The organism is Serratia sp. root2, assembly GCF_031931805.1.
Classification (GTDB): Bacteria; Pseudomonadota; Gammaproteobacteria; order Enterobacterales; family Enterobacteriaceae; genus Serratia; species Serratia inhibens.
This window is the reverse complement of record NZ_JAUJXB010000007.1, coordinates 159,685-173,557: the sequence shown is the minus strand read 5'-3', so window position 1 is coordinate 173,557 and position 13,873 is coordinate 159,685. Positions and strand designations below refer to the sequence as shown.

Sequence of the window (13,873 nt, the reverse complement as noted above, 5' to 3'; positions counted from 1 at the left end):
GGGCCTTTTGGCCGGGGCGTTTTAGTTATAGATCAAGCTATATCCCGTACTCCCGTATCACGTAAGAATTCAGGAATTTGTAGCAATGACTCAGACACTCAGCCAACTTGAACACAGCGAAGCGTTCATCGAACGCCACATCGGCTCTTCTGCGCAACAACAGCAGCAGCTGCTGGAAGCGGTGGGCGCACGCTCGCTCAGCGCGCTGATCCAACAGATTGTGCCGGCAGACATTCAATTGCCGGGGCCGCCGCCGGTGGGCGATGCGGCGACTGAACATCAGGCGTTGGCCGAACTGAAGGCGATTGCCTCGCAGAATCAGCGCTACAAATCCTATATCGGTATGGGCTACAGCGCGGTGCTGACGCCGCCGGTGATCCTGCGCAACATGCTGGAAAATCCGGGCTGGTACACCGCTTATACCCCTTATCAGCCGGAAGTGTCGCAGGGCCGCCTTGAAGCGCTGCTGAACTTCCAGACCCTGACTCTGGATCTGACCGGGCTGGATCTGGCGTCCGCCTCGCTGCTGGACGAAGCCACCGCCGCTGCCGAAGCGATGGCGCTGGCCAAACGCGCCAGCAAGCTGAAAGACGCCAACCGCTTCTTCGTGGCTGACGACGTGCATCCGCAAACGCTGGATGTGGTGCGTACTCGCGCCGAAACCTTCGGCTTTGAAGTGATCGTGGATAAAGCCGAGAAGGTGCTGGATCTGCAGGGCGTGTTCGGTGTGCTGCTGCAACAGGTGGGCACCACCGGCGAACTGCACGACTACGGTGCGTTGCTGGCCGAGTTGAAAACCCGCAAAATCGTCACCAGCGTGGCGGCCGACATCATGGCGCTGGTGCTGTTGACCGCACCGGGCAAACAGGGCGCAGACGTGGTCTTCGGTTCCGCGCAGCGCTTTGGCGTGCCGATGGGCTACGGCGGCCCGCATGCCGCCTTCTTCGCTTGCCGCGACGAATTCAAACGCTCAATGCCGGGCCGCATTATCGGCGTTTCCCGCGACGCTGCCGGCAACACCGCGCTGCGTATGGCGATGCAAACCCGTGAGCAACATATCCGCCGCGAAAAGGCCAACTCGAATATTTGTACCTCGCAGGTGCTGCTGGCCAATATCGCCAGCCTGTACGCGGTGTACCACGGCCCGCAGGGCCTGCAGCGCATTGCCGGGCGTATCCATCGCCTGACCGACATTCTGGCCGCCGGGTTGCAGCAGGTCGGTCTGACGCTGCGTCATAAAACCTGGTTCGATACCCTGACGGTGGAAGTAAAAGACAAGGCCGCAGTGCTGGAACGCGCGCTGAGCTTTGGCATCAACCTGCGCACAGATATCCACGGCGCGGTGGGTATCACGCTGGACGAAGCCACCTCGCGTGAAGACGTGCAGACGTTGTTCGCCCTGTTGGCGGGTGACGATCACGGGCTGGACATCGACGCGCTGGACGCGGCGGTGAGCAAAAACGGCCAGTCGATCCCGGCGGCGATGCTGCGCAAGGATCCGATCCTCTCTCATCCGGTATTCAACCGCTACCACAGCGAAACCGAGATGATGCGTTATATGCACCGTCTGGAGCGCAAAGATTTGGCGCTCAACCAGGCGATGATCCCACTCGGCTCCTGCACCATGAAACTGAATGCTGCGGCGGAAATGATCCCGATCACCTGGCCTGAATTCTCCGAACTGCATCCATTCTGCCCGCCAGAGCAGGCGGCAGGCTATCAGCAGATGATCGGCCAGTTGTCGCAGTGGCTGGTGCAACTGACCGGCTACGATGCGGTTTGCATGCAGCCGAACTCCGGCGCGCAGGGCGAGTACGCCGGCCTGCTGGCGATCCGCCGTTACCACGAAAGCCGTAACGAAGCGGGCCGCGATATCTGCCTGATCCCAAGTTCTGCGCACGGTACCAACCCGGCTTCCGCCCAGATGGCGGGTATGAGCGTGGTGGTGGTGGCCTGTGACAAGAACGGCAACATCGATTTGCACGATCTGCGCGTCAAGGCTGAACAGGCGGGCGAAGCGCTGTCCTGCATCATGGTGACCTATCCGTCGACCCATGGCGTGTACGAAGAAACCATCCGCGAAGTGTGCCAGATCGTCCATCAGTTCGGCGGCCAGGTGTACCTCGACGGCGCCAACATGAATGCTCAGGTCGGCATTACGACTCCAGGTTACATCGGCGCGGACGTCTCGCACCTTAACCTGCACAAAACCTTCTGCATTCCGCACGGCGGCGGCGGTCCGGGCATGGGCCCGATCGGCGTGAAAGCGCATCTGGCACCGTTCGTGCCGGGCCACAGCGTGGTACAGATCGACGGCGTAACCACTCAGCAAGGCGCGGTGTCCGCCGCGCCGTTCGGCAGCGCCTCAATTTTGCCAATCAGCTGGATGTACATCCGCATGATGGGCGCGGAAGGGTTAAAACTGGCGAGCCAGGTGGCGATCCTCAATGCCAACTACATTGCGACCCGTCTGAAAGATGCCTATCCGGTGCTGTATACCGGCCGCGACCATCGCGTGGCGCATGAATGCATTCTCGATATTCGTCCGCTGAAAGAAGAGACCGGCATCAGCGAAATGGACATCGCCAAACGCCTGATTGACTACGGTTTCCATGCGCCGACCATGTCGTTCCCGGTCGCGGGCACGCTGATGGTCGAACCCACCGAATCGGAAAGCAAGGTAGAGCTGGATCGCTTTATCGACGCGATGCTGGCCATCCGCAGCGAGATTGACCGGGTGGCGAAAGGTGAATGGCCGCTGGAAGACAACCCGCTGGTGAACGCGCCGCACATTCAGGCGGAGCTGGTCAGCGACTGGCAGCATGCCTACAGCCGCGAGCTGGCGGTGTTCCCTGTCGCCGGTGTGCGTGAGAACAAATACTGGCCGAGCGTGAAGCGTCTGGATGACGTGTACGGCGACCGTAACCTGTTTTGTTCCTGCGTGCCAATGAGCGAATACGAATAACACATTCGGCAAAGTTTGTGAGTAAGGGACACCGCATGATGCGGTGTCCCTTTTTTATTGTTGGGCCGCAGTGATTGCGCTTCACTGCTTAATGGGCAAACTCAATGGCATAAGGAATCGTTATGAAAGCGGCAATCGTAAAAACGTTAGGGCAGCCACCGGTTTTCGGGTCAGTTGGGGAGCCGCAGGTTCAGGCTGGCGAGGTGTTGATTGAGGTAACGTTGGCGGGCATTAAGCAGCTTGACCGCGCGATGGTGGCGGGAACCCATTACTCCAGCCCCAAAACCTTGCCGATTGTGCCCGGCACCGATGGCGTGGGCTACACCCCGGACGGCCAACGGGTTTATTTCGCCTCGTTCCGCCAGCCGCATGGCGCGCTGGCGGAAAGAACCGTCGCGTCATGGACCGTGCCGGTGCCGGAAGGCGTGGATGACGCTACCGCAGCGGCGCTGATTAACCCGGCTTTCGCCGCCTGGCTGCCGCTGCATTGGCGCGCCGAGGTGCAGCCGGGTGAAACTGTGCTGATTATCGGTGCCACGGGCACGTCGGGCAAGCTGGCGGTGGCCGCTGCGCGTCAGGCGGGAGCGGGGCGCATCGTGGCCGCCGGTCGGCGGCAGAGCGTGCTGGATGCGCTGGGCGTTGATGGCACGGTAGATCTCGGGCTGGAAGGCGCAGAGCTGATACGGGCTTTTGCCGACGCAGCCGGCCCGGCAGGTTATAACGTGATCATCGATTATATTTGGGGGGCGGCCACCGAAGCGCTGCTCGCCACTCTGAACAATCACGACCTTTCTTCCTATGCAGGAGGGCGTGGTATCCGGCTGGTTAACGTCGGCTCAATGGCCGGGCCGGATATCCGGCTGCCGGCGGCGGTGCTGCGCAGTAATCAACTGCAGATTATGGGCAGCGGCACCGGTAATTTCCCGCCGGTGGCGGAAATGCAAAGATATGCCCATGAGATCCTGGCCCTGGCGGCGGCAGGCAAAATTGCCGTCGAGACGCAGGAGCATGGCTTGTCCGAGATTGCCGCAGTCTGGGATCTGAACAAGAAAAGCGATGTTCGTTCGGTGATCCGCATTTCTCGTTAGGCGTTAGCCCTGGCGGCCAGTTTGGTCGCCAGGAAAAAACTGGCCAGCGCCGCCACCCCGATGGCCAGCCCGAGCCACAGTACCGCACCCGCCCCAAAATGGGCCAGCATAGCTCCACCGGTTAATGCGCCGCCGCCGATGCCAAGATTAAAGGTGGTGACATACAGTGCCGAGGCAGCCTCGGCATTGTGCGGCGCCAGTTCAATCACCCAGCTTTGCAGCCCGATAATCAACGCGGAGATCGCCGTTCCCCAAATCACCATATCAAGCCAGGCCAGCATGGGCAGCTCAGGGCTGAACAGCATGATGGCCTGACTGACGACGATGCCGGTGGCAGCCGCGATCGCCAGTTGCAGCGACCTTTTCCCCAGCAGCCCGGCCAGCAGCGTGCCTAGAATGCCGGAGGCGCCAAACACCAATAGCAGCAGGCTGTTATCGCTGACCGGCAGGCGTGCCAGCTCAGACAGCAGCGGCAGGATGTAGGTGTAGCCATTGAAATGGCTGCTGACGACCAGCAGGGTAGTGAAAGCCGCTGCATATAATGGCCAATTTCTTCGCGCAGTGCTCGTTGCCTCCGATTGCGGCGCCAGTTTCATTGCCGGCAGCCACAGATACCCCAAGACCAGCGTCAGCGATCCTAACAGGCCAAATAGGGCGAAGCCCGCCTGCCAACCAAGATGCTGGCCGACATACGCCGCCAGCGGGATCCCCCCGACAATGGCGGCGGAAATACCGGCAAACGCCCAGGCCGTGGCTCTGGCCGGCGGCATCTGCGGCGCAATTTTCACCGCATAAGATGCCAGCAGTGCCCAGAAAGCGCCGTGACCCAATGCAGCGAAGCTCCGCAATAGTGCCAGCGTCCAGTAGCCGTGAGCAAAGATAGCCAGCCCGTTGGACAGCGTAATGACGCCGGTCAAAGTAAGAAACAGAGTACGGCGATCGATGTGACGGGTCAGCAGGGTAAAAGGAATGGCGGTCAATACCACGATCCACGCATAGCCGGTGACCAAGGCGCCAACGCGGGTGTGCGAAATTTGCAGATCACCGGCGATCTGCGGCAACAACCCGATAGGCAGGTATTCCGTGGTTTGTGAAACAAAGGCACCCAACATCAAGACGAGTAATGCCCGCATAAATTCTCCTTTTGCTCTGGGGTCAAAGCGCTGTAATCAATGACGTCACAATAAGGAATGCGGGATTAAAGAAAAATAGTGTTTAATTCATTTCTAACATGACAAAAAAGTCATCATGGAGTGAATGTGGAGAGTTTAAACGCCATGGCGCTGTTCGTGCAGGTGGCGACCAGCGGTAGTTTTGTTGCGGCAGCTCGCCAGCGCGGCCTGTCGCCTTCAGCGGTCAGCAAGGGGATTGCCCGGCTTGAAGCCCGTTTGCAGGTAAGGCTCCTCAATCGCAGCACCCGCAGCGTGACCCTGACGGCGGAAGGGGCGCGTTTCTTTGAACGCAGTCAGGCTATCCTGACGCAGGTTCAGGAGGTGGAAGACGAACTGGCGCAAAGCAATATCCTGCCGCGCGGTCGGTTGCGCATCAGCCTGCCGGCAGAAAGTACGATGACGCCTTTGCTGGCGGGCTTCCTGAGCGATTACCCTGAAGTGTCGCTGGAGATGGAATTCACCGACCGCTTTGTCGATGTGGTTGGTGAAGGGTTTGACCTGGTGATCCGCGCCGGCCAGCCTGCCGATTCGCGGCTGATTGCCAGGCGGCTCACGCCGCTGCGTTCCTTGCTGGTCGCGGCCCCCGATTATCTGGAGCGTGCCGGCGTGCCACAGCATCCTGAGGATCTGATGCATCACGCCTGTTTGCATTACCGCTCGTCCAACAGTGGAAAACTGGAGATATGGCAGTTACGGGGATTCGATCCCGCTGACTTCCCACGCCTGCCGGTGACAATGGTATGCAATAACATTGAGGCCCGGGTGTGTTTCGCCCGCCAGGGATTGGGGTTGGCTTGGCTGCCGGACTATTTTGTGCGTGCCGATATTGCCGCCGGCGCGCTGGTCAGCGTGTTGGATGACTATGCCATTCGCGCCGAAGCCCTGTGGTTACTGTGGCCGGCCGGGCCCTATCTGCCGCCGAAAGTCCGCGCGCTGGTTGACTACCTCGGCCTGAAAACGAGGCAGGAGTAAAACATGTCAGATCCCTTTGTCGTTGCGGGAGAAGAATGGGGGACAGCCGTCGATTTATTCCTTTCCCTGTGGGGACGGGTAATGTTCCGGTAGATCGATCACAAATCCGATACCGCGATCGTCAAGCCCTTCGGTGATCCGCAGTTGCGCGCCGATTTTATCGGCCAGGTTTTTGGCGATCGCCAACCCCAGACCGCTGCCGATCTGTTGAGTGCCGGGTACGCGGTAAAAGCGTTCAAACAGGCGTTTGCAGTGTTCTTTATTCACGCCCGGCCCGTTGTCGCGCAGGCTAACATAGCAACCCATCGGCGACAGCGAACGGATGTTGGCTTCGATGCGACCGCCGGCCGGCGCGTATTTAATGGCGTTATCCAGCAGGTTGGTGAATATGGCGATCAGCGAGTGGCGGTCAGTCTCAATCACTACACTTTCACTGCCATCCAGTGAAAGTTCGACGTTTTTCTCCAGCGCATAAGGCACGTGTTGCGCGATGCACTTGCTGATTTCAGCGTAGATATCCACCGCTTCCATCTTCAGCGGAAAGTTTTCCGATTCCAGCTTGGCCAGGTCAATCAGCTGGCGTGACAGCGATGCTGCGCGATCCAGCCCCTGCTGCATGTCTTCAATAATTTCCTGCCGCTCGGTCTTGTCCGCCACCTGGGTCAGCAAGTGCAATTGCGCCAGCACGGCGGCGATAGGGGTGCGCAGTTCGTGCGCGGCATCGGCCATAAAGCGTTTTTCACGCTGATTGGCGGCATCGATACGTGTCATCAACTTATTGATTTCAAGTATTACCGGCCGGATTTCCTGGTATTGCTCGCGGACGTTAATCGGCGCTAAATTGCCGGGTTTGCGGTCGGAGATCATTCTGGCGATTTGCCGCAGGGGGCGCAGGCTGAAATAAGCGGTGATCAGCAGCGTAACAATAATGGCAGCCAGGACCACCAACAGGGGGATTGCGGTGCTTTCCGCCGGGTTGCCAAAAATGGTGGTGCGGTCCTCAAAGGATTCACCGATGATCACCCGAAACTGCCGTTTATCGCTCCAGCTACCGGAGATATGCCACTTCTCGTTGGCATAGCTAATGGTGCCGGACAGCACCGACGGGGGGAGGATCAGCGGTTTTTCCTGCGGTGGCGAAGCGTAGATCACTTGATTATTATGATCGTAAACCACAAATAACGGGTGGTAGTCTATTTCGTCCAGCATGCCGTTATTGATCGAGTCGATATACATTTTTTCGATATCTTTGATGATCTCAGGATAATTAGGATCGGTCGTTTGGGTCCTTTCGAGGATATTGGCGAGGCCTAGTGCGACGATACGCTGCTGGTTATCCAAATACTTTTCCATGTCGGGGAAATAGAGATACTTGGCCCAGCCAATCACGCCACCCCATAGCAATAATATCGCCAGTACCTGAAAAACAATGGTGCGCATAAAAAAGGATTTAAAACTGATCATCCCTGTGTCTCTTTCTTCAATAAATACCCGATGCCGCGTACGGTAATAATCCTTTCCTTGCCGATCTTGCGTCGCAGGTTATGCATATGCACCTCCAGGGAGTTACTTTCCACACTGTCGCCATTGCCGAACAGCCGCTGCTCCAGTGCGGCCTTGCGCACCACCGTGCCAGCGCAGCGCATCAGCTCATGCAGCAGTCGGTACTCTTTTTTTGATAGCAGCAACAGTTCTTCTTCCAGCGTCACCTGATGGTTCATCGGGTCCAGATACAGATTGCCGAGGCTCCAGGTCTGGGAGGCAAAACCGGCCATACGCCGGTTCACCGCCTTCACGCGTGAAATCAGTTCCGGCAGCGCAAAAGGTTTGGCCAGAAAGTCGTCTGCGCCGGAGTCCAGACTATTGACCAGGCTTTCTATGCGATCGCGGGCGGTCAGAATAATGATGGGAATATTTTGTCCGGTGGCGCGCCACTCGACCAGTCTCGTCAATCCGTCGCCGTCGGGCAGCGTCAGATCCAGCAGCATTAAATCGAAACTGCGCTGCGATAATTTATGTTGTGCATCATGGAGCAGCCGCACCCAGCACAGGTCGAACCCTGCCAGTTCCAATGCGCGGCACAGGGCTTTGCCCAATTGCAGATCGTCTTCCACAAGCAATATGTTCACTTGATATCCGGTTTATGTCACTGCGCTGGCGGCTATATAACTACAACCTTCGGAGGAAGACAACGCCGTGTGACTGTTCGCTCATCCCTTCTTAAGCAAACCTTAATCTGGCGTTAATTTCACGTTAAGGGAATGACACTGGGTTTCGGGTAGGCTCTTCTGCACAACAATCACCTCTGGATAAAAAATGCATGCCGACAACGCTTTACATTTAACCCTCCCCGGGGGCGTTATCCGCCTGTGCGTGATTTTATTTGTCGCTCTGGTTCTGCTGATTTTTCACGCTGGCGTCTGGGGCGAAAACAAACCAGCGCCACACCCGACGGGCATACAGCTTAGCTCGCATACGGTGATGTCGGATATTTTTAACAGTGTCAAACCCCGTATAAAAAAACAATTACGGCGCCTGGCGGCGCTATAAGATCCCCATTAAATAATAAGGTAGAGAAGGTGAATAAGACTCTGGGTTATTCCGCAGTGACATTATTGATGCTATTTCCCCTGCAAGGCTTTACGCAGGACGGCGGGGAAGCTTCATTGAAACTCAGCGGCGGCATGGCGGTGGCGCCGGTTTATGAGGGCGCTTCCAGCTATAGCGCCGAGCCGTTGTACGATATCGAGGCTGGCTACGATAAATCGGCCTGGGGTGATTTCAGTCTGGGCTTGCACGAGGGCGCGCGTTGGCAATTGCCGTTGTCAGGGCCGTTTGGCATTGCCTTATTGGCCGGTTATGACGCCGGGCGAGATGAAGAGGTGAAAACGCTGAGCGGCCGCAACAAGCGGCTAAAGGGCATGGGTGATCTCGAGGGGGCTTTTGAGGCGGGCATAGAGCTGAGCTATAAATTTGATGCTTTCCATGCCTATGTAAAAGGCATGCAGGCGACCAAGGCGCGCCGTTATGGGGATGAAGATCTGGGGCATACCGCCTACGTCGATCTGGGCGTGGCGGCGGTTTATCCACTGAGCGATGCGCTGACCCTGACGACCGACTTGAGCACCACCTGGGCCAACAGCGGCTATCAGCGCGGCTATTTCGGCGTAACGCAACGTCAGGCGCAGCAAACCTCTTTCGCCGCCTATCGGCCGGGGAGCGGCTTTAAGCAGGTGGCACTCAATAGCGCGCTGAATTACCAATGGACGCCAGAAATCGCCTTCCAGGCCGGTGTGGGTATCTATACTCTGTTGGGCGACGCGGCCAAAAGCCCGATCGTCGAGAAAAAAGTGGCTGGGGTTGCCTTCCTGAGCGCCAGTTACAGTTTCTGATTTCCCGACCCTAAAAAGGAACAGCATGTCGAAAGTTGCATTGGTCACCGGCGCCAGCCGGGGTATTGGGCGCGCCACGGCGCTGCTGCTGGCCCGTCAGGGGTACGCGGTGGGCGTTAACTATCTGAAAGATGAGACGGCGGCGCAGCAGGTTGTCGCTGAGATTGCGTCGCTGGGGGGGCGGGCGCTGGCATTGCGGGCGGATATCGCTGACGAAAGCCAGGTGGTGGCGATGTTTGCCACACTGGACGCGACCCTTGGCCCGCTCGACGCCCTGGTCAACAATGCCGGCATTCTGTTTCGGCAGGCCAGTATCGAGCAACTTACCGCCGAGCGCATCAACAAGGTATTGACCACCAACGTGACCGGCTATTTTCTCTGCTGCCGCGAGGCGGTGAAGCGGATGGCACAGCGCCATGGCGGGAAGGGCGGAGCCATCGTTAATGTGTCTTCCGCCGCCGCCCGTTTGGGGGCGCCGGGCGAATATGTCGACTATGCCGCATCCAAGGGGGCGGTCGACACGCTGACCACCGGGCTTTCGCTCGAGGTGGCGGCGCAGGGCATTCGGGTCAACTGCGTGCGGCCGGGGTTTATTTATACCGACATGCATGCCAGCGGCGGTGAACCGGGGCGTGTCGACCGGGTAAAAAGCGGGTTGCCGATGCAGCGCGGCGGCTCTCCGGAAGAGGTGGCAGAAGTCATCGCCTTTCTGCTGTCCGATGCCGCGTCTTACGTGACCGGCAGTTTTATCGAGGCTGCCGGCGGGCGATAAGAAAAAAAAGGGAAATAACCTCTGGCGCTATTTCCCTTTTGCCGTTGCCGATTATCCCACTAACTCTAACTCATGGGGTGCCGCTGTGGCGCCGCTGATTTCAACGTTGGGCGGGGTATAATGCGCCAATTTAAGTGTGTCGCTGATGGCCATGTTTCCCAACGAAAAGACGATATCATCACTATCGAAGGAATGGTTATTGTTGCTGTCGATAATGATGAAACTGTTCTTTTCGAGTTTCAGTACGCCAACCTCACTCAGTTGATTTTCACTGGCGCCGTGTGTTGCCACGGACAGTGCTTTACTGAACACATCGAACGCGGTAGCCGTGGGGGCTACATTCAACGAGGCAAACAACGCATTGGATTCGCTTAACGTGTATTCGCCGTAAGAGGTCATTGTGCGCTCACTCTTTGTTGAAAACACCCAAGGATTGGCGCTATCGCCCACGATGATTTTGTCATCTTTACCGAGGGTTGGATCGGTGGAAGGGTACCAGTTTTCAACGGCTTTTAGCGTAACCATGCTGTTAATGGTGCTGTCCTTGAATATGATCGTATCGCCACCGACCTGATGCTTCACGTCGCGCGTGATGGTGGTGTTTCCCCGTACGTTAAGCGTATCGCTTTCCAACGAGTCAGAGAGGTTGAGTTGATGCCCTGCCAGTTCACTGCGTATTGCCGCGTATTTCGCATAAGAATTTGAGAGTAAGTGATATAGAGCCCCGTCGCCGGTCCCCCCTTTCTCGGCAAGCAGGTTCAGCGATCCATGTTTGGTCATATTGGTATTGATCCGTTCCAAATCGGTACTGAAGTCGCTTTTGATAATCAGATTCAGTTTTTTATCCCCAGAAATACTTATCGTATCGATCGCATTTTTATCGCCGGTTAGCCGCAAGGTATTTTCAGACGAGCCGGATGACTCAACGCGAATGCCTTTATTAATTTCGGCATTGGGGTCTGAAGCGTGGGTGATAGCAAAACTTAACGTACCGGCATCAATCTTATCGATATTGTTTCCGTTGAATACTATGGTCATGACGGGGGTAGTACGGAAGTAGCGACCATCGTCGAGATACTCGAAATTAATCCGACTATTGGCCGTGGCGTCACCAAAAACGGTGAGCGTGCGGAAACTGTAATTCATTCCCCATTCGTCTACCGGCATATTAATTACGGTGACATTGTCGGCAAAACCCGTTAGCGCCAACCCTGCGCCGCCAGTCGCTTTTTGGTAGGCACTGCTGGGGGGCGGTGTTGGTTGCGTCAGATGATTAACGTTAGCGTATTGGGTATTGTGGATGCTGGTCACGGCTTTGATGACGCCAAAATCAAAAACGTTTTTCCCTTCGGTTGCGACCAGTTTTCCATCCAGATAGATGGAGCCGGTGCCTTTGTAGTTAGCCAGGTCTATTTTCTGGAAAAAAGTGAAATTATTAATGTTGCTTTCTATTTTACCCTTTACTTTTCCATCCGCTTCCGTTGTCAGGTAGATATTCTTGGTCAGGAAGTTGGCGGAAAGCAGGTTATCAGGAGGATTATCCTGATCGTCAGAAAGTGCGGCCGCGGCCTTGAAGTGGTTGCTGACAATATTAGCGGTGCCTGCAGTGGCGTTACCTTGCCAAATCAGCCAGTCGCTGCCTTCGTCCATTTGGAACTGAGCGTCGGCATTTATCATATCGGCATTAGAGGCGATGAAAATCCTGTCATCACCGTGGGAACCAATAAAGGAGATATGGGTATTTTCCATAATGATTGTTGTCGGGATATGGGTGTAATCTGCTTTTTTACTAAAATCCAACGTGGCTTTTTGATCGCCCGTTATCCTGAGCGTTTCAAGATTAGGTGCGAAGTAAATTGGGATGTTGGCCTCATGGGTGATTTGAATTTCGGCACTTTTTAGCGCGTAAAATTCAACATTGGATAGGCTGTGTTCCGGTTGATGGTTGATGGTTGCGACCAACTTCCCTGAATCATTTATTGTCAGCACGGCTTTTTTTGCATATCCCAACGCATTGGCAATATTTTCATAGCTCTTGGCAGAGTAGACCCAACCCCTGTCATTTTCTCCTTTCCCGACATTCAAAAAGGTATCAATAACCATGCTGGTTGCGATATAAGCATCTTTACCGCTCAGTTCCCAAATTTTTGATTTATCGAAAGAGCTGAGCGTGGTTTTAAAGAGTTGTTGATAGGCTTGTTCCCAGTAGACCGCCTCGGAAAATGCCGGCGTTTTGGCCAGGTCACGCAGCAGGTCCGCGGTGCTCATGCCGGCAGCCAGCTGTTTGCTGTACATGTCCAGAGCTGCGGCATCCATAGTATAACCGGCAACGCCATAGTAAAGTGCGGCCACGGTTTCCAGGTATTTATTCTCCGGTAGCTCACCTGGCTTATAAACATGGGTGGCTAACAGAAATTGTTGTTTTGCGGCGGAATGTTCGCTGGATGTGTCGTTTTGGATTTCATTGATCATGGTGACGACGACATCACCACGAGATGTTGAGTGATTTTGCAGTCCGGCGAGATATTTGTTGATATCACTTTCGTTGGCGGTCTTCTTAAATGTTTCCTCAAAGATTCTCTTTACGAAGTCGTGATCATTTAACGATGTCAAATAGCTCCGGGTATTTACAAATTCATCAGCTATTTTATTTATTTCATTCGGGTTTACATCCAGCTTCTTCCCCCAGAAATTAATGCCCTGCGCTACCATGGCAGAATGCAATACATAATAAATTGCCTGAACGTCGGCCGCGCCTGAATGCCCGGCAGTATTGCCGGCATAGGATGGGAACAGGCTCTGATTGATTGTGGTTTCCAGCGCTTGTTGCTGAGACTGCAGGGTTCTATCATTTCCGTCATAGTCTCGTAATGAACTCACTAACCCCGAAGCAAGTTGGCCCAGGCTTGCACCGCCATCAAGTTGCGCCTGCAGCACGGAAAGTTGCTCTGCAGCTGCATCAACGCCATAGGTGTTATGATAAATATATTGAATTTTATCTGCGTCATTAAGAGCGGCTAAGCGTTTTTGACCGTCTTCGGCATTGATGAAACGATCGGCCATACTGGTGATGGACAGCTCGCCGTTATGCAATTTTTTTGCGAAATATTCGAGGGTTGCTCTGTCGGCCTGCTTGCCTAAGATCCCAAAGTAGATTGCCGCGACATCACGTTGTAATGATATGAAAGTCATATTATTCCCCAGATAAAATAGAATTTTTACATCATTAGTAAAGTGTAAGAAATGGGAATAGCAAGGTGATAGGTATTCATTTTTATGGGGGAGTAATTAGCAATTGATTAATCGATGAGATTAACAGCATGGTAATTATTTTTTATTGAACTTTATCGATTTATTTTACTCGTGGAGCTTGAAGGTACTCGCAAAAATGAAGGCGATACCTTGATATATATGTTGGTAGTCAATACGTAACCGAGTTTATTGCAAACGAAAACTCGGTTGGCCGTTTGCAATGTCACCCTTGTTTTCTTCTACCTACGAATCTTGGCAGT

Annotated in this window: 10 protein-coding genes; 6 read left to right on the top strand and 4 right to left on the bottom strand. The window is 55.2% G+C overall.

All coding sequences use genetic code 11. The annotated features are described in order from the left end of the window. The first annotated feature begins 85 nt into the window (after nt 1-85). Both gcvP and QZQ97_RS22610 read left to right on the top strand, forming a co-directional pair. Complete coding sequence (gene gcvP, locus QZQ97_RS22615; protein ID WP_311995261.1) at nt 86-2,965, top strand: aminomethyl-transferring glycine dehydrogenase; 2,880 nt, start codon at nt 86-88, stop codon at nt 2,963-2,965. 122 nt (nt 2,966-3,087) lie between these two features. Beyond that, nucleotides 3,088-4,053, top strand: a complete 966-nt coding sequence (locus tag QZQ97_RS22610; protein WP_311995260.1) for a quinone oxidoreductase family protein — start codon at nt 3,088-3,090, stop codon at nt 4,051-4,053. Here QZQ97_RS22610 and QZQ97_RS22605 read toward each other — a convergent pair. Continuing rightward, nucleotides 4,050-5,186, bottom strand: coding sequence for an MFS transporter (locus QZQ97_RS22605; protein WP_311995259.1), 1,137 nt, complete (start codon nt 5,184-5,186; stop codon nt 4,050-4,052). The genes QZQ97_RS22610 and QZQ97_RS22605 overlap by 4 nt on opposite strands. Nucleotides 5,187-5,312: 126 nt before the next feature. Between QZQ97_RS22605 and QZQ97_RS22600 the strand changes: the two genes are divergently transcribed. Continuing rightward, entirely contained in the window at nt 5,313-6,197 is an 885-nt protein-coding gene (locus QZQ97_RS22600; protein WP_311995258.1) for a LysR family transcriptional regulator, read from the top strand. 54 nt (nt 6,198-6,251) lie between these two features. Here the strand turns inward: QZQ97_RS22600 and QZQ97_RS22595 are convergent, their stop codons facing one another. Continuing rightward, nucleotides 6,252-7,661: a sensor histidine kinase gene (locus QZQ97_RS22595; RefSeq protein WP_311995257.1), complete on the bottom strand. Its 1,410-nt coding sequence runs from the start codon at nt 7,659-7,661 to the stop codon at nt 6,252-6,254. Then, nucleotides 7,658-8,326 (bottom strand): response regulator, encoded by a 669-nt coding sequence (locus QZQ97_RS22590; RefSeq protein WP_311995256.1) that lies wholly within the window; start codon nt 8,324-8,326, stop codon nt 7,658-7,660. The genes QZQ97_RS22595 and QZQ97_RS22590 overlap by 4 nt, the downstream gene beginning before the upstream one ends. 187 nt (nt 8,327-8,513) lie before the next feature. Between QZQ97_RS22590 and QZQ97_RS22585 the strand changes: the two genes are divergently transcribed. From QZQ97_RS22585 to QZQ97_RS22575, 3 genes are read left to right on the top strand one after another with little or no spacing between them, the layout of a single operon-like run. Further along, nucleotides 8,514-8,747 (top strand): hypothetical protein, encoded by a 234-nt coding sequence (locus tag QZQ97_RS22585; RefSeq protein ID WP_311995255.1) that lies wholly within the window; start codon nt 8,514-8,516, stop codon nt 8,745-8,747. A gap of 29 nt (nt 8,748-8,776) precedes the next feature. After that, the gene (locus QZQ97_RS22580) at nt 8,777-9,589 is read left to right on the top strand and encodes a MipA/OmpV family protein (RefSeq protein ID WP_311995254.1); all 813 of its coding nucleotides are present in this window, start codon (nt 8,777-8,779) and stop codon (nt 9,587-9,589) included. A 25-nt stretch (nt 9,590-9,614) separates the two neighbouring features. Beyond that, nucleotides 9,615-10,361 carry an SDR family oxidoreductase gene (locus QZQ97_RS22575; protein ID WP_311995253.1) on the top strand — a complete coding sequence of 249 codons (747 nt, stop codon included), beginning with the start codon at nt 9,615-9,617 and terminating at the stop codon, nt 10,359-10,361. Nucleotides 10,362-10,412: 51 nt separating this feature from the next. Here the strand turns inward: QZQ97_RS22575 and QZQ97_RS22570 are convergent, their stop codons facing one another. Continuing rightward, the gene (locus QZQ97_RS22570) at nt 10,413-13,553 is read right to left on the bottom strand and encodes a hypothetical protein (RefSeq protein WP_311995252.1); all 3,141 of its coding nucleotides are present in this window, start codon (nt 13,551-13,553) and stop codon (nt 10,413-10,415) included. Nucleotides 13,554-13,873: the final 320 nt, after the last annotated feature.